We start from the raw sequence: 24,785 nt of genomic DNA, 5'->3' as shown, positions 1-24,785 counted from the left end.
CTCAGCTCCCGAGGTAGGCGTCCAGCACCTGCTTGTTGGCGCGGATCTCGGCCGGCGTGCCGATGGCCATCACCTTGCCTTCCACCATCACCATGATGCGGTGGCACAGGTCCATGACGAAGTCCATGTTGTGCTCGATCACCACGAAGCTGCCACGGCGGCTGGCGTTGAGTTCCTTGAGCAGGCGCGACAGCCCGCCCACCAGGCTCGGGTTGACGCCCGCGCAGGGCTCGTCGAGCAGCACCAGCTCGGGCTCGCTCATGAAGGCCATGCCGATGTCGACCAGCTTCTGCTGGCCATAGGACAGCTGCCCCGCCTTCTTGTGGGCCACGTGGCCGATGCGGAACTGCGCGATGAGTGCATCGGCCTTCGCGCCCAGCCCGCTGTCGCCGGGCATGAACAGGCGCCGCAGCATCGAGCCCTGGTGTTCCTGCGCAGCCACGATGAGGTTGTCGCGCACGCTCATCTTGCCGAACACCTGCAGCGTCTGGAAGGTGCGGCCCACGCCGCGGCGGTTGAGCTGCAGCGGGCCCAGCTGCGTCACGTCCTCGCCCTGCAGCTCGATGCGGCCGGCGTCGGGGCGGATCTGGCCCAGCATGCTGTTGAACAGGGTGGTCTTGCCCGAGCCGTTCGGCCCGATGACGCCGAAGATCTCGCCGGGGCGCACCTCGAAGCTCACGCCGTCCACGGCGCGGATGGCGCCGTAGGACTTGCGCAAGTCCGTGACCTTGAGCAGCGGTGCCGCGCTCATTCTGAAACCTCCGCCTCGCGGGCTGCGGTGCGAGCAGCCTTCGGCGTGGCCGTGCGGGTGCTCATGCCGACACCTCCTGCCGCGTCGCAGCCGCGCTTCGCGCAGCTGAGGCTTCGCGCGCTTCACGCCGGGCCCTGAGGCGATCGGGAATGGACAGCAGCCCGTCGGGCAGCCACACCATCAGCAGCACCACCGCTGCGCCGAAGGCCGGCAGGTACCAGTTGGCTACGCCCGGCACGTCGCGCAGCCACTCGGGCAACACCACGCCGACGGCGGCACCGAGCACCGGCCCGAGGAAGTAGCCCGAGCCACCCACCACCACCATGAGGTACATCATGATCGACGCCGCCACGGTGAAGGGGGCCGGCTCGATGAAGCCCACCAGCGAGGCGAACAGCCCGCCCGCCACGCCCGCGTAGGCCGCGCCGATGGCGAAGGACAGCAAGGTGTAGCCGCGCACGCTGACGCCCAGGCTCTCGGCACGGATGGAGTTGTCGCGCAGCGCGGTGAAAGCCTTGCCCCAGGGCGAGCGCAGCAAGCCCCACAGCAGCAGGCCCATCACGACCGTGATCGCCAGCACCAGGTGGTAGTAGGCGTGGTTGCCCTCCAGCGGAATGCCGAACAGCTCGGGCCGCGCGATGTTGTTGATGCCGAAGGTGCCGCCGGTGAGCCACTCCTCGTTGCGCAAAATCAGCCAAACCGCCGTGTTGAAGCCCAGCGTGGCGAAGGCCAGGTAGATGGTCTGCACCCGCAGCGCCGGAAAGCCCAGCACCAGCCCCACCGCGAAGCACAGCAGCGCGGCGGCAGGCAGCCCCAGCCAGAAACTCGCGCCCGCCTTCATCAGGATCGCCACCGTGTAGGCGCCGATGCCGAAGAAGGCCGCGTGGCCCAGCGACTTCTGCCCCGCGTAGCCCACCGTCAGGTTCAGCCCCATGGTGGCGATGATGTAGACCAGCCAGTAGCTCAGCAGGTAGATGCCGTAGTTCTTGAGGAAGTGCGGCACGGTGAGCAGCGCTGCCGCGGCGACCGCCGCGAAAACGAGATGGCGCGCCTTCATACCTTGCGCTCCTCTTTTCGGCCCAGCAACCCCTGCGGCTTGAACAGGATCACCACCATGAAGATGAGCAGCGCCACCGCGTCTTTGTAGGCCGGCGAGATGTAGGCCGAGGCCAGGTTTTCCGCCACGCCCACGATCAGCCCGCCCACCAGCGCGCCGCGCGAGTTGTTGAAGCCGCCGATGATGGCCGCGAAGAAAGCCTTGGTGCCCAGGCCCTCGCCCATGTCGAACTTGGCGAGGTAGGTGGGCGTGACCAGCAGCGCCGCCGCCACCGCCAGCGTGGCATTGATGGCGAAGGTGTAGAAGACCATGCGCGGCACGTCGATGCCCAGCACCTGCGCGCTCTCGGTGTTCTGCGCCACCGCCTGCATCGCGCGGCCGGTGACGGTGCGCGAGAGAAAAGCCTGCGTGGCCAGCACGATCGCCACCGCCAGCGCGAAGGTCCCGATGTCGGCCAGCGTGACGGTCACGCCCGCGACGTTGAAGATCCTGTCGGCAAAGAGGCTCGGGAAAGGATGCGCCTCGGCACTGAAGCCCGCGCGCACGCCATTGCGCATCGCGATCGACAGGCCGATGGTGGCCACCACGATGGGCATCATCCCGAAGCGCAGCAGCGGGTCGACCACGCCGCGCTTGAAGCCCCATCCCAGCACCACCACCGCCAGCAGCACCGTGAGCACGAAGGCGATGCCCAGCGGCGCGCCGAAGGACATGCAGGCCAGCATGGCGAAGGCCGGCAGCATCACGAACTCGCCCTGGGCGAAGTTGATGGTGCCGCTGGCCTGCCACAGCAGCGTGAAGCCCAGGGCCGCCAGCGCATAGATGCTGCCCGTGGCCAGGCCGCTGAGCACCAGCTGGAGCAAGTCGGTCATGCGCCCCCTACTTCGCGGCGGCGCCCAAGGCCGGCACGGTGGCGATCACTTCCTGCTTGCCGTTCTTCACCTCGACGATGAAGCTTTCGCGGTCCAGGTCGCCCTTGCCGTCGATGGACACGTCCATCAGCACGCCGGGCTGCTGGGCCGCCGTCACCTTCAGGCCGTGCAGGGCCTGTGCCACTGCCTTCGCATCGAGCTTGCCGGTCTTCTCGATGGCGGCCTTGAGCAGGTACACGCCCGAGTAGCCCTTCATGCCGTTGTGGTCCGACACGTACTTGTATTCCTTCTCGAACTTGGCACGGAAGGCGCGGATGGCCGGGCTGGGCGCATCCACCGTGAGTCCCACATGCGCGATGGCGCCGTTGGCCGCGTCGCCGGCCAGGTCGATCACCTTCTGGCCGGTGAGCGTGGTCTCGCCCACGATGGGCTTGGCATAGCCCTGCTTGCGCAGCTCGCGCAGGAGGCGCGCCGACTCTTCCTCGTTGCTGTAGGCAAAGAGCGCGTCCGCGTTGCTCTGCTTGGCGCGCAGCACCGCGGCGGCGAAGTCGATCTGGCCCGGCTCGGTGGAGATCTCGGCGGCCACCTTCACCGGCGTGGCGGCCAGCGCCTTCTTGATCGAATCGAGCCCGCCCTTGCCGAAGTCGTTGTTGACGTAGATGACGGCCAGCGTCTTCACCTTCATCTTCTGGTCGATGTAGCGCGCCAGCTTGGGCATGGCCGTGGCCTGCGTGAAGCTGGTGCGGAACACGTACTTGTTGCCCTGCTCGGTGATGGCCGCGGCCTCGCCGCCGGTGAAGTTGGGCACCTCGGCGCGGCGGCTCTCGGCCATGCTGACCATGATCGAGCCGGAGAACACCGGGCCGAAGATGGCGAACACGTCGTCGTCGATGGCCTTCTGCGTCAGGCCCTTGGCGATGCCGGGGTTGCTCTGCGTGTCGCTGGTGGTCGACTCGATCTTCTTGCCCAGGATGCCGCCCGATGCATTGATCTCCTTCACGGCCAGCTCCACGCCGTTCTTGAAGTTGGTGCCGGCGGTGGCGCCACCGCCCGAGAGCTCGACGATGTTGGCGATCTTGATGGTCTGCTGGGCCCAGGCACCGCCCGCGCCCCCTGCCAGGGCACCGAGCACCAGGGCCTGGCTCAGCAGTCGTCGGCGGGCCATCGTGTTCTTCATCATCGTCTTCATCATTTGCATGTCTCCTCGTCGTTGGAATGGGAAAGCTTTTTCAGGCAACGCTCGACGTTCGGTAGCGCTGCGGGTTGCGCGCTTCCTCGGCCAGCGCTGCCGGATACACCAGGTCGCGCAGGAAGCCGAAGTCATCGCGCACGCCCTGCGCCGCCTCGGTGTAGCCGTAGTAGTCGAGGTAGTAGGGAATCTGCTGGATCAGCATCTCGAAGCCCGGCTGCGCGTGCACGCCGCGGGCGCGCACCGCCCGCACGAAGGGCGTGGGCTGGCCGCGCAGCAGCACGTCGAAGACGGCCGCGTGCGGCTCGATGCGGGCCACGTCGCAGGGCAGCGAATCGTCCGCCCCCAGGCCGCTCTGCGAGGCGTTGACCACCAGGTCGTAGCCGGCCGGGTCGCTGGAATCCACCGCCACCACGGTGGCATCGAAGAAGGCATTCAGTTGCGCCGCCAGCCCCGCGGCCTTGCCGGCCACCGGGTCGTAGAAGGCCACGTGCTCGGCGCCGTCGACCGTGCCGCCGTCGGCCAGGGCCACGCCCATGGCGGCGCCGGTCACGCCTGCGCCCAGGATCAGCACGCGCTTGCCGCGGTAGGGAATGTGGAAGTACTCCAGCGCGCTGGTGAAGCCTTCGCCGTCGAAGAGGTCGCCTTCCAGTTCGCCGCTGTCGGTGCGGCGCACGATGTTCACCGAGCCGGCCACGCGGCCCAGCAGACCGCAGCCGTCCAGCAGCGTGGTCACCAGCGGCTTGTGCGGCGGCGCGATCACCATGCCGCGCACGTTCTTCGCCAGGAAGCTGGCCTTGAGGAACACCGCCAGGTCGCGCACCGGCACCCGCGCCGGCACCATCACCGCGTCGATGCCGAAGCGCTCGAACACCGCGTTGAACATGCGCGGCACGCGCACGTTGGTGACCGGGTCGCCCGGCATCAGGTACAGGTCGGTGGAGCCTTGGATGGAGTGCATTGAGGGGGTCCTGCGCTGTTCGACTATCGTTCGGCGGCTTTCTGGCAGCCTCGCACTGTAGCCGCACCTCGATCGATGCCAAGCCTGAAATCGAGCAAACGATCGATCATCGAACAGCGATGTGCGCCGATTGAGCGCTTCCAGGGAATGACCTAGCATTGCGCCCCATGATCGTGGACGAAAAGCAACCGCCGCCAGGCCTGGACAAGCGCGACTGGATCGCCGGCCTGGAGCGCGGCGTGAGCGTCATCGAGGCCTTCGACGACGCCAACCCCCGCATGACCGCCAGCCAGGCCGGCCAGCGTACCGGCATGACCCGCACTGCAGCGCGCCGCTACCTGCTGACGCTGCAGCACATGGGTTATGTGGCCACCGACGGCAAGCTCTTCTGGCTGACGCCTCGCGTGCTGCGCCTGGGCCAGTCGTACCTGGAATCGGCGCGCCTGCCGCGCATCGTTCAGCCTTTCCTGCAGCGGGTGGCCGCGGGCACGCACGAGATCGCCTACCTGTCGGTGATGGACGGCGACGAGGTGGTCTACATCGCGCGCAACGGCCCCAACCGCAGCATGAGCACCGGCTACGTGCTGGGCGCGCGCGTGCCGGCGCAGGTCACGGCCTCGGGCATGCTGATGCTGGCCCTGCGCACCGACGAGGAGCAGGCCCACTGGCTGGCCTCGCACGAGCTGGCGGTGTTCACCTCGCACACCATTTCCAGCAAGGAGCGCATGAAGCTGGAACTGGCGCGCATCCGCGCCCAGGGCTGGGCGCTGTCGGAGCAGCAGCTGGACCTGAACTCGCGCGGCATCGCGGTGCCGCTGCGCGACCGCCGTGGCGACCTGGTGGGCGCGCTCAACATCACCATGCCCATGGGACACGAGCCGAGCGAAGACGCCGTGGCACGCGTGCTGCCCGTGCTGCGCGAGACCGCGCAGGCGATGCGCAACCTGATCTAGCGCTGCTTACTGCCGGATCTTTCCGGTGCTGTTCACGATGGACAGCTCCACGTAGCGCGAGCCGGTGCGCTGCGTGGGCTTGAAGGCCAGGCTGTAGCCGCCCAGGTCCAGGCTGTCCATTCCGTTGAGTGCGGTCGCCATGCCTTCGCGCGTGGGCCGCGCGCCCTGGCGGCGCACCGCTTCCACAATGACGCGGGCGGCGATATAGCCTTCCATCATCGCGTAGCTCACCGGCGTGTCCAGCTTCTGCGCCTTCGCGCTGTCGGCGAACTCCTTGGTGAGCCGGCCGTTGATCTTGTAGGGGCTGGGGGTGACCTGCGCGATCACCACGCCGGCCATCTGCTCCTCGCCCAGGCGCTGCGAGAGCTGCTCCAGCTCGGTGCCCGAATGGGCGAGCAGCTGCGCGGTGCCGCCACCGCTGCGGTAGGCCTCGATGAAGGCGCCGGCCGCCGCGCCGCTGGAGACCATGATGATTGCCTGCGGCTTGGCCTCGATGAACTGCTCGGCCGCATCGGCCACCTTGGTGCTGTTGGCCGCGTAGGAGGCGCGCTTGACGATGGTGGCGTCCACCTTCTTTGCCGCGGCGTCGGCGGCGGCGACCAGCGCCTGCGCATTGGGGCCGTCCTCGTAGAACAGGCCCAGCTTGCGGATGCCCACGGTGGCCAGGTGCGTGGTGATGCGCGCCAGCTCGTCGCGCAGGCCGGCGCGCACGTTGTAGAGCATGGGCATGTCATCGCGGATCTCGGCGCTGCGGTAGCCCACCAGCGCCAGGCGCTCGTTGTCCAGCAGGCCCGAGGCCACCAGGTCGGAGATGTTGCGGCTGCCGAAGTAGCCGGCCAGCACCAGCGGCTTGTCCTCGGCCACCAGCTTGCGCGTGAGGGCCAGCGTCTCGGCCGGCTGGCCCAGGTCGTCCTTGCGCACCAGGGTGAAGGTGTGGCCGTTGACGCCGCCATCCTTGTTCACCGCGTCGAAGTACAGCTGCATGCCGGCGCCGTAGGCCCGGCCCTGCCGCGCCTCGGGTCCGGACAGCGGCGCCACCTGCCCCACGACGATGGGCGCAGCCACGGCGGCCTGCGCGGCCATGGCCAGAAGCGCGGTGGTGACGATCGATCGCCCGCGGGCGCGCAGCAGCAAGGCCTTCATCCGAATCCCTCCGTGGGTGGTGTCAGTGCGAGTCAGGCGGCCACCAGCGATCGGGTAGCGCCATCTGTATCTTTATGTAATTTCGAGACGATTCCCATCAGGGGCGCCCCTTCCCTCGAAAGTACTCGCGCCCTGCACCACTGCCACGCGAACCATCCGCAGTTGCCGCGTTGCGCGGCTGCTGCCTTCAGGCCAGCACAGTCTCGACCTCGGTCTTCACCTCGGTCATGAGCTTGTGCACCGGGCACTTGCCGGCCACGCGCAGCAGTTCGGCGCGCTGCACCTCGTCGAGCGGGCCGACCAGCTTGAGCGAGGCCTTGAGCTTGTAGGTGCCCTGGCGCTCCTGGCTGTCGTCGCGCTCCACCTGCACCTCGATGTCCTCCAGCGGCATGTTCTTGCGCTGCGCGTAGAGCAGCACGGTCAGCGCCTTGCACGAGGCCAGCGAGGCGTCGTACAGGTCATGCGGCGTCGGCCCTTCGTCCTTGCCGCCGCCGGCGACGGAGGCGTCGATCGTGAAGCTGTGCTGGCGGATCTGGACGCGGTGGCGGGTGCCGGACGGGTCGTCGCGGCGAACGGTGACGGTCATTTGTGCTCCTTGGGTTGATGTTCGATTTCAGGCACCGCCGTAGCGCTCGGTGCGAATCGCGCCGGCGGGCACGTTCGCGGCCAGCAGCCCGTCGGCGGCGGCCTCGACGAAGCGGTTGGAGCCGCATACGAAGACGTGGCGCGGCACCTGGCCCCAGCGGGCCTGCAGATCCTGCAATTGCACGGCATCCAGCCGGCGCCCCAGGTCGCCCTCGCGGCGAGGCGCCCCGCGCGTGGTGGCGGCCACGAAGAGAAAGCGCTGCGGCATCTGCGCCTGAAGCTGCTCCAGCTCGTCGGCAAAGGCGAGCTCGGCCCAGGTGCGCGCCGAATACACCAGCATGAGCGGCGTGGTGCCACCCGCTTCGCGCCAGTCGCGCACCATGGCCATGAGCGGCGCGATGCCCGAGCCGCCGGCCACCAGCAGCAGCGGCCCGCCGTCCTGCGGTCGCCAGATGAAGTGACCGCCCAGCGGACCGCGCAACTCCAGCGTGTCGCCGGCCTGTGCCACCTCGTGGAAGTAGGGCGAGACCTCGCCCTCGTCCAGCTTCTCGATGATGAGCTCGATGTGCGGCGCCGAAGGCGCCGAGGCGATGGAGTAGCTGCGCTGCGCGCTGTAGCCGTCCTCCGCGCTCAGCTTCACGTCCACGTGCTGCCCCGCGACCGGGCGCGCGAGCGGTGCTGCGAGCATCACGCTGACGATGCGCGGCGTGATCGGCGCGATGCGCTCGATGCGCGCCTCGTGCCAGGGCGAAGCGGCGGCGCCGCTCACGGGTCGTCCGAGAAGCGCTGCTGCTTCCACGGGTCGCCGTACATGTGGTAGCCGCGCAGCTCCCAGAAGCCGGCCTCGTCGCGCTGCGTGAAGCGCAGGCCGCGCAGCCACTTGGCGCTCTTCCAGAAGTACAGGTGCGGCACCAGCAGGCGCGCCGGCCCACCGTGCTCGGGATGCAGCGGCTGGCCGTCGAAATGCGTGGCGACCATGGCACGGCCGCCCGCCAGGTCGGCCAGCGGCACGTTGGTGTCGTAGTCGTCGCTGCTCAAGGCCAGCAGCCAGGGCGTGGGCGGCGCGGCCAGTCCGGCGGCGGCGAAGAGGTCGTCGATGGCGACGCCTTGCCACTGCGTGTCGAACTTCGACCACTTGGTGACGCAGTGGATGTCGCCTTGCCAGCGGGTGCGCGGCAGCTGGTTGAATTCATCCCAGCTCCAGGCCGCCAGCGGGCGCGGGCCGTCGTACAGCGTGAAGCGCCATTGCGAAAGCTCGACCCGCGGCGTGGGCCCCTTGGCCAGGACCGGGAAGTCCTCGGTCAGGTACTGGCCCGGCGGCAGCCGGCTGGCGGTGGCGGCGCCGGGGCGCCGGCCGGTAAATCCTCGGTTGGCCATGCGTGCGGCTCCTTGCAGTGTTTGGAACGCGAGGCCGAGGCGCCAAGCCTCAGCTGCGGTAGAAGGGCTCGACCGCGCCCTTGAGCTTGATCATCAGCGGGTTGCCCTTGCGGTCCAGCGTCTTGCCGGCGGGCACCTTGATCCAGCCTTCGCTGACGCAGTATTCCTCGACGTCGTGGCGCTCCTTGCCGTTGAAGCGGATGCCGATGTCGTGCTCGAAGATGGCCGCCACGTGGTGCGGGCTGCGCGGGTCGATGGACAGGTGGTCGGGAAGGGGTGGCTGGGGCGTCGTTTCGGTCATGGAACAGGTCTTGAAGCGCAGGCACGGCGGCCCGCAGAACGCCCGATGATAGGACCGCTTGTGGGCCCCGCAGCACGCTCCTATGATGCGCCACCCGGCTTTTGCCGGAGGGAGACACGCGATGGCTTTGGACGAAGACACGGCGCTCTCTCTTTCGCGGCGCGGCGTGCTGCGGCAACTGGGCATGGGCGGCATGACCGCGGCCCTCATCCCCGAGCTGGCGCTCGCCCAGGACGCCTGGCCCACCAAACCGGTGACGCTGGTGGTGGGCTACCCGCCCGGCGGACAGACCGATTTCGCCGGCCGCATCCTCACCGCCGCCATGCAGCAGAGCCTGGGGCAGAGCGTGGTGATCGACAACAAGCCCGGGGTGAACGGCAACATCGCCACCGACTACATCGCCAAGTCGGCGCCCGACGGCTACCGGCTTCTGGTGGGCAACGGCAGCAACATGGTGCTCAACCCGCACACCTACCGCAACACGCCGGTGGCCGACCCGCTCAAGCTCACGCCCATCGGCCTGCTGCTGACATCGGGCCTGCTGCTGGTGGTGCCGACCAGCCTGCCGGTGAAGACGGTGGAGGAATTCATCGCCTGGGTCAAGCAGCAGGACAAGGAAGGCAAGATCGTCGACTACGCCTCGGGCGGCCCCGGCAGCCTGGTGCAGACCACCATGGAGCTGTTCCGCGAGCGCATCGGCAAGCCCAAGATGAGCCACGTCCCCTACAAGGGAAGCGGTCCGGCCATGACCGACCTGGTGGCCGGGCGCATTCCCTGCATGTTCGACGCGGCCTCGGTGGTGGCGCCCTTCGTCAAGTCGGGGCAGCTCAAGGCGCTGATGGCCACCGGGCCCAAGCGCATCCCGGCCTTCCCCGACATTCCGACGGCCACCGAGCGCGGCATCAAGGACTTCCAGGTGATCTCCTTCATCGGCATGTACGGGCCGGCGGGGCTGAACCCCGACATCGTGCGCAAGGTCAACACGGCCGCCAACGCGGCGCTGAAGGACCCGAAGGTGCTCAAGACCATTGCCGACCGGGGCGACGAACCCGGCGGCGGCACGCCCGAGCAGCTGGGCGCGATGACGCGCGACAACTACAAGCTCCTGGGCGAGGTGGTGAAGAACAACGACATCCGCGCCGAGTGAAGCCTGCCCGCCGCCCCGCAATGGGGAGGTGGCACGGCTCGTGCATGATTGCGGTGCATGAGCTTTCCAGAAGAAAACAACCTCGATGAGCGCGATGGCCGCTACCTGCGCAAGGCCATCGTCTGGTCGCACGCCGGGCGCCGGCGCGGCAACCGGCCCTTCGGTGCGGTGGTGGTCTCCGAGGCCGGCGAGGTGCTGGCCGAGGCCTACTGCGACAGCACCGAGACGGGCGACTGCACCGGCCACGCCGAGACCAACGCCATCCGCCTGCTGGGCGCGCGCAAGGTGCCGCGCGACGTGCTGGCCCGGTCCACCATCTACTCCTCGTCCGAACCCTGCGTGATGTGCGCCGGCGCGATCTTCTGGTCGGCCATCGGCCGCGTGGTGTACGGCATCGACGCCGAGCGCCTTCGCGTGTACCGCGGCGAGCGTGGCGAGCAGCGCGATGCGCAGCTGTCCTGCCGCGACGTGTTCGACGCCTCGCCGCACACCATCGAATGCATCGGCCCCGCCCTGGTCGACGAAGCCGCGGCGGCCCACATCGGCGCGTGGAAGGAATGAACCCGAAGATGAGCACTGATGTCCTGGCACGCCCGGCTTGACCTGCGCTACCAGCGCGATGAGGCCACTCAACGCAGCATCGCCCGCTTCAGCCACGACGGGCCGCTGCGCATCCTGCAAAGCCTCTACCCCGAGGGCGGCACCGTTTGCCACAACGTGCTGATCCATCCGCCCGGCGGCCTGGTGGGCGGTGACACGCTGGACATCGGCGTGCATGCGCAGCGGGGCAGCCACGGCCTCATCACCACGCCGGGCGCGAGCCGCTTCTATCGCAGCGAGGGCGAGCTTGCGGTGCAGCGCACGCGGCTGGTGCTCGACGAGGGCGCGCGCCTGGAATGGCTGCCGCTGGAAGCCATCTGCTACAGCGCCTGCCGCGCAGAGAACCGCCTGCGCATCGAGGCCGCGCCCGGCGCCGAACTCATCGGCTGGGACGTGACGGCGCTGGGCCTGCCCGGCGCCGGCCAGCCCTTCGAGCGCGGCAGCCTGCTGCAGCACATCGAGGTGCCGGGCGTGTGGCTGGAGCGCGGTCGCATCGACGCGGCGGACACGCGGCTGCTTGCCAGCCCGCTCGGCCTGGCGGGGCAGCGCTGCCTGGCGTCGCTCTTCTTCGTGTCCGGCTCGCCTATCGAACGGGCCCGGCGCGAGGCGGCGCTGGACACCGCGCGCGCCATCGCCGAATCGGTCGGTGCTCAGGTGGCGGCGGGCGTAACCAGCCCGCACGAGGAGGTGATCGTGCTGCGCGTGCTGGCCCCGGTGGTGGAGCCGGCGATGCAGCTGCTGCGGCAGGTGTGGCAGGCGTGGCGCGCCGCGCTGTGGCAGATGCCTGCCAGCACGCCGCGCATCTGGGCGATGTAACCGCGCCCTACTTCAGGTGCGCCTCGAGCGCATCGAGGGTGCCGCCGTACCCTTCGTTCATGGAGGGCTGCAGTTCCTCGAAATAGGCGCGCTCGTCGTCCAACTCGCCGAAGGGCTGCGCCCGCAGCGTGAGCACGGTGGCCCGGTCTTCTTCCACGAAAGTGGCGGTGTTCTGTATCTCCAGCGGGCAGCGCTCGCTGAAGGGTGCGCGGGCGATGCCGCAGCGCTCGTTGGAGAAGGAGTTGAGCCACACCAGACGCTCGCGCGGCACCACCTCTCGGATGGCGAAGCGCCCCCACATGGCCGGCCCCTGGGGGAAGTTCATCGCGTAGTGCACGAAGCCGCCGGGCCGCAGCTCAAAGTGGCGCAGGTCGATGCGGCAGCCCTTGGGGCCCCACCACATCTGGAACTGCTCGGCCGTGCTCCAGGCCTGCCAGACACGCGCCAGGGGCTGCGCGAAGCGCCGAGAGATGCGGAACTCAGACTTGCTTGGTCTTTCTGACATGGGTCTTTCCTTTGCGGGCGGGGGTGGAGGTGGACTGCAGGAAGGCGTCGAGCTGATCGAAGCTGTCTCCCCACAGCTGCTGGTAGCTTTCGACCCACTGGGCAACCTTCTTGAGCGGCGCCGGCTCCAGCCGGCAGGGCCGCGTCTGCGCGGCGCGGCTTCGCGAGATCAGGCCGGCCCGCTCCAGCACCTTGAGATGCTTGGAGATGGAGGGCTGGGTCATGTCGAAGGGCTCGGCCAGTTCGTTCACCGTGGCTTCGCCAGCGGCAAGCCGCGCCAGGATGGCGCGCCGGGTGGGGTCGGCCAGCGCGGAAAAGGCCTGGCTCAGCGGATCAGGACGCATTGGATAGCTAAAGAGATATATAGCTGACCGGCAATGTAATAAGCGAATGCCTGCTTGTCAATGCGCCCTTCTCCGACGCCGCGAATGCATTCGGACACATCTTTCGCGGGCTGCCTTTGACAGAATCGTTTCTCCGAGAAGCCGGCTTGCCGGCACCCTCTGCGATGGACACAGCCGCCTCTAGAAACCGCGAGATGGAAGCATTGACCGAGCGCGCGACGTTTGCCGCCGTGCTGGTGACGCTGGTGCGGCAGCGCTGCGTCGAGACCAACGCGAACCGCACTTCGCGCACCGGCCTGCAATTGCGCGTGCCGGTGCACGAGCGTCCTGCCGTGCGGCGCGGCTTCGACGCGCTGATCGACCACGGCATCCTCGCGATGGTCGGCGAGGACATCGGCATCACGGCGCAAGGCCGCGTGTTCGTGGCCTATTGCCGGCGCCTGCGCGGCGAGAAGCTGCAGGGCCACGACGACGTGAACGATTCAGACCAGTTGCGGCGGCAGCTGGAGGCGATCCAGACCGACAGGCGCTTCGACCCCGACCATGCCATCGAGGAGGCCAGCACCCTGCCCGGCCGGCTCGAGGCCCTGCAGCAGCAGACGAAGGCCAAGCGACACTCGCCCCTCGTGTGGATCATCCTGGCGATCATCATCGCCTTGCTCGGCGTGGCCCTGCTGGTTCGCCTGCCGCACTAGCAAAACGGCGCGGCAGGCCTACACTGGCCGGCCCATACGGAGACGACAAGGGAGCCGCGATGCAGCAGGACAACACCTTGCTATGCGAAGCCTTGCAGCAGATGGCCATCTTCGGCGGCGTCAACGACGAGGCGCTGTACTTCCTGCTGGCACGAGCGCGCATCCGCGAGCATGCGGCGGGCAGCTACATCGCGAAGGAAGGCGACGTAGCCACCGGCCTGTTCGTGCTGCTGCGCGGCCGCGTTTCGGTGCAGCGCTACTGGAACGACCACCAGGTGCAGCTGCGCGAGCTCGGCCAGGGCGACTGCTTCGGCGAGATGGCCCTGCTGGACCTGGGCAAGCGCAGCGCCTCGATCCTCGCGTTGGAAGACTGCACGGCGCTGGAGATGGGCACGGACCTGCTGCACGATTTCTTCGAGCACGACGCCAGCCAGTTCGCGCTGCTGCAGATGAACATTGCGCGCGAGCTGAGCCGCCGCCTGCGCCGCACCTTCGACCTGCTCTTCAGCGCCAGCACGGCGCCCGAGCGCGCGATCGTCGAGGGCATCCTGCGCCGCGTGTAGCGCGCTGTGGAGGAAATGGGCGGATGGCTTGGCCTGCCGTCCGACAGGGGGAACGCAGGGTGATGCCTAGACTTTTCCCGCATGCACAGACGAACCCTGCTGGGAGCGGCCGGGGCCCTGATGGCTTCCGGCCTGGCGGGCGTCGCGTCCATCTCGCCGGCCGCGCGTGCCGCCGGCCTCACGCCGCTGGGCGATGCGCGCCCCTTCGATTTCGCTTGGCTCAAGGGCGTGGCAAGCAACGTGGCCTCGCGTCCCTACGAAGCACACGGAAAGGCGCTGCCGCCAGAGGTCGCGGCGCTCGACTGGGACCAGTACCAGGCCATCCGCTTCAAGCCCGACCACACGGTGTGGAACGACCGCAAGCTGCAGTTCCGCATCGGCCTGTTCCACCTGGGCCTGTACTACAAGCGCCCGGTGCGGATGTTCGAGGTGACGGGCGGCAAGGCACAGGAACTGGCCTACGACCCCGCCATGTTCGACTACGGCAAGAGCGGCCTGGACGGCGCGAAGCAGCCGCGAGACCTGGGCTTCGCCGGCTTTCGGGTGAACTCGCGCCGCGACAACTTCAAGAGCGATGTGGCGGCCTTCCTGGGTGCGAGCTATTTCCGCGCGGTGGGCGCGCAGGGGCAGTACGGCCTCTCCGCCCGCGGCCTGGCGATCGACACCGCGCTGCAGCAGCGCGAGGAAGAGTTTCCGGATTTCACCGACTTCTACTTCGAGGCGCCCGACCCCAAGTCGTCCACCGTGGTGGTCTACGCGCTGCTCGACTCGCCCAGCGTGGCCGGTGCCTACCGCTTCGCGATCACGCCGGGCGAGCCGCTGCTGATGGACATCGACTGCGCGCTCTATCCGCGCAAGGCCATCGAGCGGCTGGGCATCGCGCCCTGCACCAGCATGTACCAGGTCGGAGAGAACGACCGCCGCATGGCCACCGACTGGCGGCCCGAGATCCACGACTCCGACGGCCTGTCGATGCACAGCGGCAAGGGCGAATGGATCTGGCGGCCGCTCACCAACCCGGCGAAGCTCAGCTTCAATTCCTTCGGGGACCGCAACCCGCTGGGCTTCGGGCTGCTGCAGCGCGACCGCGACTTCGACCACTACCAGGACGACGGCGTGTTCTACGACCGGCGCCCCAGCCTGTGGGTGGAACCCAAGGGCGACTGGGGCGACGGCGCGGTGCAGCTGGTGCAGATCCCCACGGTGGACGAGACGCTGGACAACATCGTGGCCTTCTGGAACCCCGCGCAGAAGCTGCAGCCGGGGCAGGAGGCGCTGTTCGGCTACCGCCTGTACTGGGGCAGCAAGCCGCACATGCAATCGCCGCTGGCGACCTGCGTGGCCACGCGCACCGGCATCGGCGGCGTGGTGGGCAAGAAGCGCGAGTACTACGCCTGGCGCTTCGCCGTCGACTTCGCCGGCGGCCCGCTTGCGCGGCTGGACTGGGGCAAGGCCAAGGTGGAGCCGGTCATCACGCTCAGCAGCGGCCGCGCCGAGGTCAAGTCTGTCCGCCCGCTGGCTTCGGTCAGGGGTGCGCGTGCCATGTTCGACGTCGTGCCCGGCGAGAGCCTCGACCCGATCACCGTGCGCCTGTACCTGAAGATGGGCGATCAAAGCCTGAGCGAGACCTGGCTCTACGAATGGGTGCCGCCAGGGCTGGAAGACCGTAAGGTCTGACCCTGGCGGTGCGAGCGACGTGAGCGCCGGCGACGACATCCCCGCGAGGCTGGACCGCCTGCCCTGGTCGCGCTGGCACTGGCGCGTGGTCATCGCGCTGGGTGTGGCCTGGGTGCTGGACGGGCTGGAGGTCACGCTGGTGGGCTCGCTAGGCGGCGTGCTGGAGCGCGGCGACACGCTGGCCTTGAGCGCCACGCAGGTGGGCGCCAGCGCCTCGCTGTACGTGGGCGGCGCGGTGGTGGGCGCCCTGCTCTTCGGACGGCTGGCCGACCGGCTGGGGCGCAAGAAGCTCTTCCTGCTGACGCTGGTGCTCTACGCCTGCGCCACCTTCGCCACCGCCTTCTCGCCCAACTTCGCATTCTTCGCGCTGTGCCGCTTCGCCACCGGCCTGGGCATCGGTGGCGAGTACGCGGCCATCAACTCGGCCATCGACGAGCTGATCCCGGCGCGGGTGCGCGGGCGGGTGAACCTGGCGATCAACGGCAGCTTCTGGCTGGGCGCCGCACTGGGCGCGGGCCTGAGCCTGGTGCTGCTGGATGCCAGGGTGCTCGGCCCCGAGTGGGGCTGGCGCGCCTGCTTCGGCCTGGGCGCGGTGCTGGCCGTGGCCATCCTGCTGGTGCGGCGCGACGTGCCGGAAAGCCCCCGCTGGCTCGCGATGCACGGACGGCCGGAAGAGGCCTTGCGCATCGTGGACGACATCGAGGCGCAGGTGCGGCGGGAGCACGGCGCGCTGGCCGAACCCGCGGCCACGGCGGCGAGCGCGACACGCAGCACCCGCAGGACACCGACGGCGCGCGAGGTCATGCATGTGCTGCTGCACGTCTATCCGCGGCGCAGCCTGGTGGTGCTGGCGCTGATGATCTCGCAGGCCTTCTTCTACAACGCCATCTTCTTCACCTACGCGCTGGTGCTCACGCGATTCCATGGCGTGGCGGATTCGAAGGTGGCGCTCTACATCTTTCCCTTCGCATTGGGGAACGTGCTGGGGCCGCTGCTGCTGGGGCCGCTGTTCGACAGCGTCGGGCGGCGGCGGATGATTGCGCTGACCTATGTGCTGTCGGGCATCGGCCTGGCGATCACCGGCTGGGCCTTCATGCAAGGCTGGCTGGACGCGCGCAGCCAGGCGCTGTGCTGGTCGGCGGTGTTCTTCCTGGCCTCGGCCGCCGCGAGCTCGGCCTACCTGACGGTGAGCGAGGTCTTTCCGCTGGAGATGCGCGCGCTGGCCATCGCCATCTTCTACGCGGTGGGCACGGGCGCCGGCGGCTTCGCGGCGCCCTGGCTGTTCGGCGCGCTGATCGAGACCGGCAGCAAGGGCGCGGTGGCGGCGGGCTACGCGATCGGCGCGGTGCTGGTGGTGGGCGCCGGGCTCATTGCGCTGCGTTTCGCGGTGGATGCGGAGCGAAAGCCGTTGGAGGAGATCGCGCCGCCCCTTACTCGATGAGAGCTCGCCGCACGTCTTCCTGCAGGCTGCGCAGGTGGGCGCGCATGGCAGCGCGCGCCCGATCCGCGTCCCTCGCACGCAGCGCCTCGACGATCTCGCCGTGCTCGTCATGGTTCTCGCGCTGCCGGTGCAGGGGGCTGTGCAGCCGGAAAAGCCGCGCGTTCACACGCAGTTCCTCCACCAATCGGGGGAACACCACGTTCCCGCTTGCACTGGCAATCACCAGGTGAAAGCGGTCGTCAAGGTGGAAATGCTCGATCTCGCTGTGCTCGCCATCATGGAGGGCTCGGATGTCGGCCTCCAGTTCGTCGATCTGCGCGTCCGTGATCTTGGAGGCGGCGAGCGCTATGCACTCGCACTCGATGACCTCGCGGGCGCGCATGCAGTCGAAATATTCCTTGGTACCCAGCGCACGGACCGCATAGGAGCGTGCATCGCGCCGCACCAACAGGCCCTCCCCAGCCAGGCGCACCAGCGCCTCGCGCATGGGCGTGCGTGAGATACGCAGTTCCTCGGCCAGCCGCGCCTCCTGGAGGGGACTGCCTGCAGAGATCTGCCGATCAAGGATGAGCGTACGCAGCCTGTCGTACGCTTGCTCGGCCAGGCTGGTCGAACGCACCTCCAGGGGTGCGATGGTGATGGTGGCGGGTTGCGCCGGACTGGGAAGGCTTGGCATGCGGAGGTAGGCGAAAGGCACGAGGGCGGCAAAAGCTTAGCAGGCCCGCCAGGTGCGAAGCGCCGGGCTCAAATCCATTTCTGCAGTGGATTGCCCGCATTCGGCGCGCGCGGCCTCAGGCAAGGCAGGAAGGCGCCGCTGCCCGGCTCGGCCTGGAATTCGCCGTCCTTCCACACCACGCGGCCACGCGAGACGGTCACAGCCGGCCAGGCCCGCAGCTTCATGCCTTCGTAGGGCGTGTAGTCGGCGGCATGGTGCAGCATCGCGTTCTCGATGGTCCTTTCCTCGCCTTCGCCGAACACGTCCCAGATCACCAGGTCCGCATCGCTGCCCACGGCGATCGTGCCCTTGCGGGGATACAGGCCGTACAGGCGCGACGGATTGGTGGCGGTGAGCTCGACGAAGCGATGCACGTCGATGCGCCCGGCCAGCACGCCTTCGCTCATGAGCAGCGGCAGCCGGGTTTCCACGCCCGGTATGCCGTTGGGAATCCGGTCGAAGGAGGCGTTCTCGCCCGCCACCCGCTTGCCGTCGGGACCGTTCATGTTGAAGGGTGCGTGGTCCGACGACACGATGCTGAAGAGGCCGCTGGCAAGCCCGTTCCAGATGAAGGGCTGGTTCGCCTTGTCGCGCGGCGGCGGGCTGCAGATGCAGCGTGCGCCGTGCATCGGGTCTGCGTCGTCGATGCCCAGATCCTCGGCACTCAGGAAAAGGTACTGCGGACAGGTTTCCGCATGGATGGGCAGGCCGCGCCCGCGCGCCCAGTGGATCTGCTCGACCGCCTCGCGGCCGGACACGTGGACGATCAGGATCGGCGTGTCCACCAGTTCAGCCAGTGCGATGGCACGGTGCGTGGCCTCACGCTCCACTGCCATGGGTCGCGAACTCGCGTGGTAGCGGGGCGCGGTCAGGCCGGCGTCGAGCAGCTGCTCGGTCAGCCAGGCGATGCAGTCGCTGTTCTCCGCGTGGATCATGGTCATCGCGCCGTGCTTGCGGGCGGCGGCCAGCACCTCGATGACCTGCCGGTCGTCCAGCTTCATGTCGTCGTAGGTCATGTAGATCTTGAAGGATGTGTAGCCCTTCTCGATCAGCGCCGGCAGCTCGCGCTGTGTCACGTCTCGCGTGGCGTCGGAGACGATCAGGTGGAAGGCATAGTCGATCACCGCCTTGCCCTCCGCGCGGCGGTGGTAGTCGTCCACCGCTTCCTGCAGGCTGTGGCCCCGCTGCTGTGCGGCAAAGGGCAGCACGGTGGTGGTGCCGCCGCAGGCGGCCGAGCGCGTGCCGGTGAAGAAGTCGTCCGCGAATCGCGAACCGTCGCTGGTGGGTTGGTCGAAGTGGCAATGGCCGTCCACTCCACCGGGCGTCACCAGCCGCCCGCCGGCATCGAGCTCCCGGACGGCCTGGCCTTCCAGGCCTTGGGCGATGGCGCTGATGCGCCCGTCGCGCACGCCGATGTCGGCCCGGTAGCGGTCACCCACCGTGGCGATGTCGGCATTGCGGATGATCAGGTCGTATTTGCTCATCGGCATTCCTTCATCGCTGTTCGAGTGCCGCTTCGACCGGCGCTGACATGGGCTCGCTGTTGCTGCCGTAGGCACGGCCGTAGTGGCGTTCGATGCGGCGCTGGACGAAGTCCCAGGCGCTGGTCATCAGCAGGTAGTAGATGGCAGCAACCAGGAACAGTTCGAGCACCATGAATTTTTCCTGGATCAGCACCTGGGTGCGCCGCAGCAACTCCTCCATCGAGATGACCGAGGTGATGGAGGTCGTCTTGAGCAGGCCGTTGATGCTGTTGCCCAGCGTCGGCACGATCAGGCGCATGGCCTGCGGCAGCACGATGTAGCGCATGGTCTGCGCGCTGCTGAAGCCCACCGCGCGCGCGGCGTTGGTCTGGCCCACTGAAATCGACTGGATGCCGCCGCGGATGATCTCGGCCAGGTAGGCGGCCTCGTTGAGGATCAGTCCCACCAGCGCCGACTCGATCACCGACAGCTTCATCCCCAGTTGGGGCAGGCCGGTGTAGATGATGATGAGTTGGACCAGCAGCGGCGTGCCGCGGAATACCCAGATGTAGAAGTGGGCCGGCGCCGACAGCCAGCGGTGGCTGGACAGACGAGCCAGCGCCAGCGCGCCGCCGACCACCAGGCCGCCCGCGATGGCCACCAGGGTGAGCCACAGGGTGGTCACGGCGCCACTCAGCAGATAGGGGTTGAACAGGTAGTCGGCGAATCCCGACCAGCTCCAGCCTTGTCCCATGGAATGTCCTTGCTTGCGTTCGCGCCCGCGATCAGCCCGCCGGGCCCTTCACGGCCACGGCACCGTCGATGGCCTTGACGCCGTACTGGTCGAATAGCTTCTGGAAACTGCCGTCGGCCTTCATGTCGTTGAGCGCCTTCGCCATGGCGTCGGCCAGCTCGCGGTTCTTCGTCGCCAGGGCAACGGGCGTCGGGAAAAGCCCGTGCAGCACACGCTCGAACTCGCCGCGCTTCTGGTACTCGGCGCCCGTGGAGTCGATCGAGAGCGCCACGTCGACCTGCCCCGCCCGCAGGGACTGGAACGCCATCGCGAAGTTCTCGAAGGTGCGGATGGTCAGCCCCTTGAGGCCCTTGTCGGTGAGCTGCTTGTCGAGCTCGCGCGCCTTGCGCTCCTCGAAGCCGCCAATCTCCACACCGATGCTCTTGCCCGACAGGTCCTCGGGCTTGGCGATCTTCAGGGGGTTGCCGCGGCTCGTGCTGATGCTGATGGCCTGGTCCTCGTAGATCAGCATCTGCATCAGCTTGGCGCGCTCTTCGGTATAGAAGATGCCGGTGTTGATCACGTCCCAGCGACCGGCCTGCAGGCCGGGAATCATGGCCGAGAACTCGATGCGGACGTACTCCGGCGTGAGGCACAGGCGCTTGGCGATGGCCTCGCCCAACTCGACGCGCATGCCCTTGAGTGCGCCCGTCTGATCGACGAACTGCATGGGCGGCAAGGTCGGGTTGACGGACATCACGAGCGTGCCCTTCTTGACCAGCGCGGAATCGGGCACCGGCGACTTGCAGGCCTGGGCATGCGCGGCGCCTGTGCCAAGGAGGAAGAAGACCGAGGCCGACGCAAAGGCGGAGAGCAGTTTCATGGGAATGTCCTTCGGGGAAGTGAACGAGGCGGCGAATGGAAATCGGGATGTGAACGGAAGCTCAGATGCGGATCGTGTCGATCAGCTCCAGGCGCTCCAGTTCGCGGCGCAGCGCGGCAGCGTCGGCGTCGGGCAGTGGCAGTCGAGGCGCGCGCGGCTTGCCCACCGGCAGGCCCATCATCGACAGGCCGTCCTTGGAGGCAGCCACGTAGCGATGCCCGCCCACCCAGCGGACGATGGGCAGCATCTTCTTGTAGAGCTCGAGGGCCGCAGGCATGTCGCGCTCGTCGGCGACCAGTTCGAACAGGCGGGCCGACATCTTCGGGATGAGGTTGGAGCAGACCGCCACCCAGCCCTGCGCACCGAGCCAGAACGACTCGTACCCGAGGATGCCGGCGAACACCGTCATGCGGTCGCCGCACAGCTCGATGATGTCGCGCACGCGGGTGACCTCCAGCGTCGATTCCTTGATGTAGCGGCAGTTGTCGATGCGCGAAAGGCGCGCGACCAGTTCCGGGCGCAGGTCCACGTTGGCAGTTGCCGGGTTGTTGTAGACCATGATCGGAATGCCGATCGCCTCGCCCACCTTGCGGTAGTGCTCGAACAGTTCGTCGTCGGTCGGCGAGCTGTAGAAGGGCGGAATGATCATCACGCCGTCGGCTCCCATGGACTCGGCCTCGCGGCTCAGCCGCACGCACTCGTCCGTCCACTCCGCCCCGGTGCCGATCAGCACAGGCACACGTTTTGCTGCAGTGCCGACGCAGGTTTCGATGACCAGTTGGCGCTCATCCGCAGTGAGCGACAGGAACTCCCCCGTGCTACCCAGCGGAATCAGCCCATGGATTCCCTCCTGGATCTGCCAGTCGACGAGTTTCCTGAGGGCGGGCACGTCGACGTGCTTGCCGTCGGCGGTCATGGGGGTGATGAGCACCGTATAGGTGCCGCGAAACGCTGTCATTGGGCTTTCCTGGCTGAAAAATGGGGCGCGATCGACTTGGTATACGTGAAGTATACGTATACACTCGATCGCGTCAACGAACTTTTTCTCGCCGATTCCGAGCCCCATGAGCGCCAGACTGACCCATCCATCGATCTCCGCCGCCGGGCGCCCTGTGCGTTTCTGGTACGACGGTCAACCGGTGGAGGCCTTGGAAGGCGAGACCATCGCGGCCTCTCTGGCGGCCGCCGGGATCCGGGAGATGCGGCACACCCGCAGCGGTCAACGCCGGGGCGTCTACTGCGGCATGGGGGCCTGCTTCGACTGCCTGGTCACCGTGGACGGCCGCGCCAGCCAGCGCGCCTGCCTGACGAAGGTCGCGCAGGGCCAGCAGGTGCGCTCCGACATGCCCGCGGGCACCGAGTCCGACCCCCTGCGGCCGCTCACGCCGGAAGCCGGCCTCGAACCGGCCCGCCTGGAAGTCGACCTGCTCGTGGTGGGCGCGGGCCCGGCCGGCCTTTCCGCGGCGCTTGCGGCAGCACGTGCAGGCGCGCAGGTGCTGGTGCTGGACGAGCGCCCGCAGTCCGGCGGCCAGTTCTACAAGCCGCTTGCCCCTTCACATGCCGCGCAGCAGGCGACGGACCGCCAGTTCGCCGATGGCCAGGCGCTGGAAAACGAGGTCCGGCGCGCGGGCGTGGCCATCGAGCAAGGGGCGCAGGTCTGGGCAGCGTTCTCCACGCGGGAGATCGGCGCGCTCATCGACGGCCGCGCGCACCTCATCGGCTACCGGCAGTTGATCATTGCGCCGGGCGCCTACGAACGCCCGGTGCCATTCCCTGGCTGGACCCTGCCGGGGGTCATGACCACGGGGGCTGGCCAGACGCTGGCGCGTGCGTACCGGGTGGCTCCGGGGCAGCGCGTGCTCGTGGCGGGCAACGGGCCACTCAATCTCCAATTGGCCGCCGAATTGCTCGCGGGTGGTGCGCAGGTGGTGGCGGTGCTGGAATCCGCGCCACGTCCGTCGGCAAGGCAGTGGCGCGCGCTGCTCGCCGCGGCCCGTACTGCCCCCGACCTGCTGCGCGACGGCCTGCGCTACCTGCGGCTGTTGCGTGCGCATCGCGTCCCGGTGTTGTGGAACTTCGCCGTTACGCTGGCCGAAGGCCGGGCCAGCCTGGAACGCGCGCATGCCGCCCAGCTCGACCCGCAAGGGCGGGCGCTGCCCGGCACCTCCAGGCGCTTCGAGGTCGACACCCTGTGCCTGGGCCACGGCTTCGTTCCGTCCACCGAACTGGCGCGCATGCTGGGTTGCGAGCACCGGGTGACACAGCGCCACCTGGGCTACCTCGCCACGGTCACGGACCAGAGCGGTGCCACCAGCCTGCCGGGTGTCTACGTGGTGGGCGACGGCGCGGACCTCGGCGGCTCGCGCGTGGCGCTGGCGCGCGGAACCCTGGCCGGAACGGCGGCGGCCCGCAGCCTCGGGCTGAACGCCGTCGAGGCTGCCACACCTGTAAGCCGCCTTCAGCGCGCCGAACGCTTCCAGCAGGCGCTGTGGACCCTGTACCAGGCGCCGCCCGTGTCGCTGTCCAGCGTCCCGGACGAGACCATCCTGTGCCGCTGCGAGGAAATCACCTTCGGCTCCGTGCGCGAACAGATCCTCGCCGGGCGCGACACGCTGGCCGCGCTCAAGCGCAATACGCGACTGGGCATGGGCCGCTGCCAGGGCCGCTACTGCGCCAACACCGCTGCGCGTCTGCTTGGCGAAATGACTGGCCATTCCCCCGGCGCAGAGCAATACCTCGCACCGCGCCCGCCTGCCAAGCCCGTGCCCGCCGGCGCGCTCGGCTTCGAGAAGCCCGAATGGGGTGGCCACAAGCCGGCCATCACGCCCAACCTGGCCCGGCCGGTCGCCGAGCCGCCATTCGAGCAGCCGCTGCAGGCCGAGGTGCTGGTGATCGGTGCCGGGGTTCTGGGCTCCTGCCTGGGCTACTACCTCGCTCAGGCCGGCCTGGATGTGGCCGTGGCCGATCGCGACGACCTGAATCTCCAGGCCTCGGGGGCCAATGCAGGCAGCCTGCATGTGCAGTTGCTCTCCTTCGACTTCGGAACGCGCGCGCAAGACGGCGGCGGACCCGCCGCCGCAACGCTGCCGCTGGGACCGATGTCGGTGCGGCTGTGGCAGCAGATCGAGGCGGACTGCGCCGAGGACCTGGAGATCAAGATCACCGGCGGCCTCATGGTGGCCGACAGCGAAGAGGGCATGCGCTTCCTGGATGCCAAGGCCGCATTGGAGCGCAGCCACGGCATCGATGCGCAGGTGATCGACGGCACCGAACTTCGCCGCCTTTCCCCTTCGCTGTCCGCCAGGCTGCTCGGTGCCGAACTGTGCCCGATGGAAGGCAAGATCAACCCGCTGCGCGCGACCTACGCCGTGGCCCGGCGTGCGCAGCAGCACGGGGCGCGCCTGCTGCGGGGCTGTGACGTCCGTGCCATCGTCAGGCTTCCGGGAAAAGCGGCCGGCTTCGAAGTCCACACCTCGCGCGGCATCATCCGGGCTGGCCGAGTGATCAACGCAAGCGGCGCCTGGTCCAGCACGGTGGGCGACATGCTGGGGGTCAAGATCCCTGTCAAGGGCGCGCCCCTTCAGATGATCGTGACCGAGCCGGCGCCGCCCCTGGTCGACCATCTCATCGCCCACGCGAACCGGCACCTCAGCCTGAAGCAGGCAGCCAGCGGCGCACTTCTGGTTGGCGGAGGCTGGACCGCCGCATTCGACGAAGACATGCGGCTCAATCGCGCCGAGCGCGCGAGCATCGAAGGCAATCTCTGGGTGGCGCGGCATGTGCTGCCCGCCATCGCGGGACTGCACGTCGTGCGCTGCTGGGCCGGCATGAACGTGAATATCGACGGCGCTCCGATACTCGGCGAAGTTCCCGGCGTGCCGGGCTTCTACAACGCCGTCACCTCCAACGGCTACACGCTGGCGCCGATCACCGCCCGGCTCGTGACCGATCTCATCAAGCGGGGCCGCACAGACATCGACATCGCGCCCTTCCGAATCGACCGCTTCCTTTGACC

General features: G+C 68.4%; 26 protein-coding genes. 9 read left to right on the top strand and 17 right to left on the bottom strand.

Features of this window, described 5'->3' with window-relative positions; translation table 11 throughout:
• Position 1: 1 nt before the first annotated feature.
• The 5 genes from BM345_RS13005 to BM345_RS12985 all read right to left on the bottom strand — a co-directional run bounded on the left by BM345_RS13005 (position 2) and on the right by BM345_RS12985 (position 4,830).
• Positions 2-751 (bottom strand): ABC transporter ATP-binding protein, encoded by a 750-nt coding sequence (locus BM345_RS13005; RefSeq protein ID WP_093380074.1) that lies wholly within the window; start codon positions 749-751, stop codon positions 2-4.
• A 61-nt stretch (positions 752-812) separates the two neighbouring features.
• The gene (locus tag BM345_RS13000; protein ID WP_093380073.1) at positions 813-1,808 is read right to left on the bottom strand and encodes a branched-chain amino acid ABC transporter permease; all 996 of its coding nucleotides are present in this window, start codon (positions 1,806-1,808) and stop codon (positions 813-815) included.
• Positions 1,805-2,680 carry a branched-chain amino acid ABC transporter permease gene (locus tag BM345_RS12995; RefSeq protein ID WP_093380071.1) on the bottom strand — a complete coding sequence of 292 codons (876 nt, stop codon included), beginning with the start codon at positions 2,678-2,680 and terminating at the stop codon, positions 1,805-1,807. The genes BM345_RS13000 and BM345_RS12995 overlap by 4 nt, the downstream gene beginning before the upstream one ends.
• A 7-nt stretch (positions 2,681-2,687) precedes the next feature.
• The gene (locus BM345_RS12990; RefSeq protein ID WP_254789711.1) at positions 2,688-3,872 is read right to left on the bottom strand and encodes an ABC transporter substrate-binding protein; all 1,185 of its coding nucleotides are present in this window, start codon (positions 3,870-3,872) and stop codon (positions 2,688-2,690) included.
• Between the two features lie 37 nt (positions 3,873-3,909).
• On the bottom strand, positions 3,910-4,830 hold the full coding sequence (locus BM345_RS12985) for a shikimate dehydrogenase family protein (protein ID WP_093380070.1): 921 nt from the start codon (positions 4,828-4,830) through the stop codon (positions 3,910-3,912).
• 167 nt (positions 4,831-4,997) lie between these two features.
• Between BM345_RS12985 and BM345_RS12980 the strand changes: the two genes are divergently transcribed.
• The gene (locus BM345_RS12980) at positions 4,998-5,783 is read left to right on the top strand and encodes an IclR family transcriptional regulator domain-containing protein (protein WP_093380068.1); all 786 of its coding nucleotides are present in this window, start codon (positions 4,998-5,000) and stop codon (positions 5,781-5,783) included.
• Between the two features lie 6 nt (positions 5,784-5,789).
• On the opposite strand, the gene BM345_RS12975 is transcribed toward BM345_RS12980, so the two are convergent.
• The 5 genes from BM345_RS12975 to BM345_RS12955 form a co-directional block, all read right to left on the bottom strand.
• Entirely contained in the window at positions 5,790-6,926 is a 1,137-nt protein-coding gene (locus BM345_RS12975) for an ABC transporter substrate-binding protein (RefSeq protein WP_093380067.1), read from the bottom strand.
• 187 nt (positions 6,927-7,113) lie between these two features.
• Positions 7,114-7,512, bottom strand: coding sequence for an OsmC family protein (locus tag BM345_RS12970; protein WP_093380065.1), 399 nt, complete (start codon positions 7,510-7,512; stop codon positions 7,114-7,116).
• 27 nt (positions 7,513-7,539) lie between these two features.
• Entirely contained in the window at positions 7,540-8,280 is a 741-nt protein-coding gene (locus tag BM345_RS12965) for an FAD-binding oxidoreductase (RefSeq protein WP_217653982.1), read from the bottom strand.
• Positions 8,277-8,888 (bottom strand): sulfite oxidase-like oxidoreductase, encoded by a 612-nt coding sequence (locus tag BM345_RS12960; RefSeq protein WP_093380063.1) that lies wholly within the window; start codon positions 8,886-8,888, stop codon positions 8,277-8,279. The genes BM345_RS12965 and BM345_RS12960 overlap by 4 nt, the downstream gene beginning before the upstream one ends.
• 49 nt (positions 8,889-8,937) lie before the next feature.
• Positions 8,938-9,189, bottom strand: a complete 252-nt coding sequence (locus BM345_RS12955; RefSeq protein ID WP_093380062.1) for a DUF3297 family protein — start codon at positions 9,187-9,189, stop codon at positions 8,938-8,940.
• A gap of 121 nt (positions 9,190-9,310) precedes the next feature.
• Here BM345_RS12955 and BM345_RS12950 point away from each other — a divergent pair, with 121 nt between their 5' ends.
• Genes BM345_RS12950 through BM345_RS12940 form a run of 3 tightly spaced genes read left to right on the top strand, consistent with a single transcriptional unit; the run spans position 9,311 to position 11,752 of the window.
• Complete coding sequence (locus BM345_RS12950) at positions 9,311-10,336, top strand: Bug family tripartite tricarboxylate transporter substrate binding protein (RefSeq protein WP_093380060.1); 1,026 nt, start codon at positions 9,311-9,313, stop codon at positions 10,334-10,336.
• A gap of 57 nt (positions 10,337-10,393) precedes the next feature.
• Positions 10,394-10,897 (top strand): nucleoside deaminase, encoded by a 504-nt coding sequence (locus BM345_RS12945; RefSeq protein WP_093380058.1) that lies wholly within the window; start codon positions 10,394-10,396, stop codon positions 10,895-10,897.
• A gap of 18 nt (positions 10,898-10,915) precedes the next feature.
• Positions 10,916-11,752, top strand: coding sequence for an urease accessory protein UreD (locus BM345_RS12940; protein ID WP_093380057.1), 837 nt, complete (start codon positions 10,916-10,918; stop codon positions 11,750-11,752).
• 7 nt (positions 11,753-11,759) lie between these two features.
• On the opposite strand, the gene BM345_RS12935 is transcribed toward BM345_RS12940, so the two are convergent.
• Together BM345_RS12935 and BM345_RS12930 are read right to left on the bottom strand one after the other, a co-directional pair.
• Positions 11,760-12,257: an SRPBCC family protein gene (locus BM345_RS12935; RefSeq protein WP_093380055.1), complete on the bottom strand. Its 498-nt coding sequence runs from the start codon at positions 12,255-12,257 to the stop codon at positions 11,760-11,762.
• Entirely contained in the window at positions 12,232-12,600 is a 369-nt protein-coding gene (locus BM345_RS12930) for an ArsR/SmtB family transcription factor (RefSeq protein ID WP_093380054.1), read from the bottom strand. Before BM345_RS12930 ends, BM345_RS12935 begins: the two co-directional genes overlap by 26 nt.
• 194 nt (positions 12,601-12,794) lie before the next feature.
• Between BM345_RS12930 and BM345_RS12925 the strand changes: the two genes are divergently transcribed.
• The 4 genes from BM345_RS12925 to BM345_RS12910 all read left to right on the top strand — a co-directional run bounded on the left by BM345_RS12925 (position 12,795) and on the right by BM345_RS12910 (position 16,976).
• Positions 12,795-13,295: a hypothetical protein gene (locus BM345_RS12925; RefSeq protein ID WP_093380052.1), complete on the top strand. Its 501-nt coding sequence runs from the start codon at positions 12,795-12,797 to the stop codon at positions 13,293-13,295.
• A 59-nt stretch (positions 13,296-13,354) separates the two neighbouring features.
• Positions 13,355-13,858: a Crp/Fnr family transcriptional regulator gene (locus tag BM345_RS12920; RefSeq protein ID WP_093380051.1), complete on the top strand. Its 504-nt coding sequence runs from the start codon at positions 13,355-13,357 to the stop codon at positions 13,856-13,858.
• Positions 13,859-13,939: 81 nt separating this feature from the next.
• Positions 13,940-15,535, top strand: a complete 1,596-nt coding sequence (locus tag BM345_RS12915; RefSeq protein WP_093380049.1) for an OpgD/OpgG family glucan biosynthesis protein — start codon at positions 13,940-13,942, stop codon at positions 15,533-15,535.
• A gap of 19 nt (positions 15,536-15,554) precedes the next feature.
• Positions 15,555-16,976, top strand: coding sequence for an MFS transporter (locus tag BM345_RS12910; protein WP_093380048.1), 1,422 nt, complete (start codon positions 15,555-15,557; stop codon positions 16,974-16,976).
• On the opposite strand, the gene BM345_RS12905 is transcribed toward BM345_RS12910, so the two are convergent.
• From BM345_RS12905 to BM345_RS12885, 5 genes are all read right to left on the bottom strand, one after another.
• Entirely contained in the window at positions 16,966-17,652 is a 687-nt protein-coding gene (locus BM345_RS12905) for a GntR family transcriptional regulator (protein WP_093380205.1), read from the bottom strand. The two genes, BM345_RS12910 and BM345_RS12905, sit on opposite strands and share 11 nt — an antisense overlap.
• 68 nt (positions 17,653-17,720) lie before the next feature.
• Positions 17,721-19,175, bottom strand: a complete 1,455-nt coding sequence (gene hydA, locus BM345_RS12900) for a dihydropyrimidinase (protein WP_093380046.1) — start codon at positions 19,173-19,175, stop codon at positions 17,721-17,723.
• Between the two features lie 10 nt (positions 19,176-19,185).
• Complete coding sequence (locus tag BM345_RS12895) at positions 19,186-19,908, bottom strand: amino acid ABC transporter permease (protein ID WP_093380043.1); 723 nt, start codon at positions 19,906-19,908, stop codon at positions 19,186-19,188.
• A 31-nt stretch (positions 19,909-19,939) separates the two neighbouring features.
• Positions 19,940-20,770, bottom strand: coding sequence for an ABC transporter substrate-binding protein (locus BM345_RS12890; RefSeq protein ID WP_093380041.1), 831 nt, complete (start codon positions 20,768-20,770; stop codon positions 19,940-19,942).
• Between the two features lie 61 nt (positions 20,771-20,831).
• A complete protein-coding gene (locus tag BM345_RS12885) occupies positions 20,832-21,728 on the bottom strand; it encodes a dihydrodipicolinate synthase family protein (protein ID WP_093380040.1) in 897 nt (298 codons plus the stop codon).
• Positions 21,729-21,834: 106 nt separating this feature from the next.
• Here BM345_RS12885 and BM345_RS12880 point away from each other — a divergent pair, with 106 nt between their 5' ends.
• Positions 21,835-24,783, top strand: a complete 2,949-nt coding sequence (locus BM345_RS12880) for an FAD-dependent oxidoreductase (protein ID WP_093380038.1) — start codon at positions 21,835-21,837, stop codon at positions 24,781-24,783.
• Positions 24,784-24,785 lie beyond the last annotated feature (2 nt).

It is taken from the genome of Variovorax sp. OV329, from assembly GCF_900114785.1.
In the GTDB taxonomy this organism is placed as follows: Bacteria; Pseudomonadota; Gammaproteobacteria; order Burkholderiales; family Burkholderiaceae_C; genus Variovorax.
Note: the sequence above shows the minus strand (reverse complement) of the source record. Positions and strands in the feature narration are given on the sequence as shown.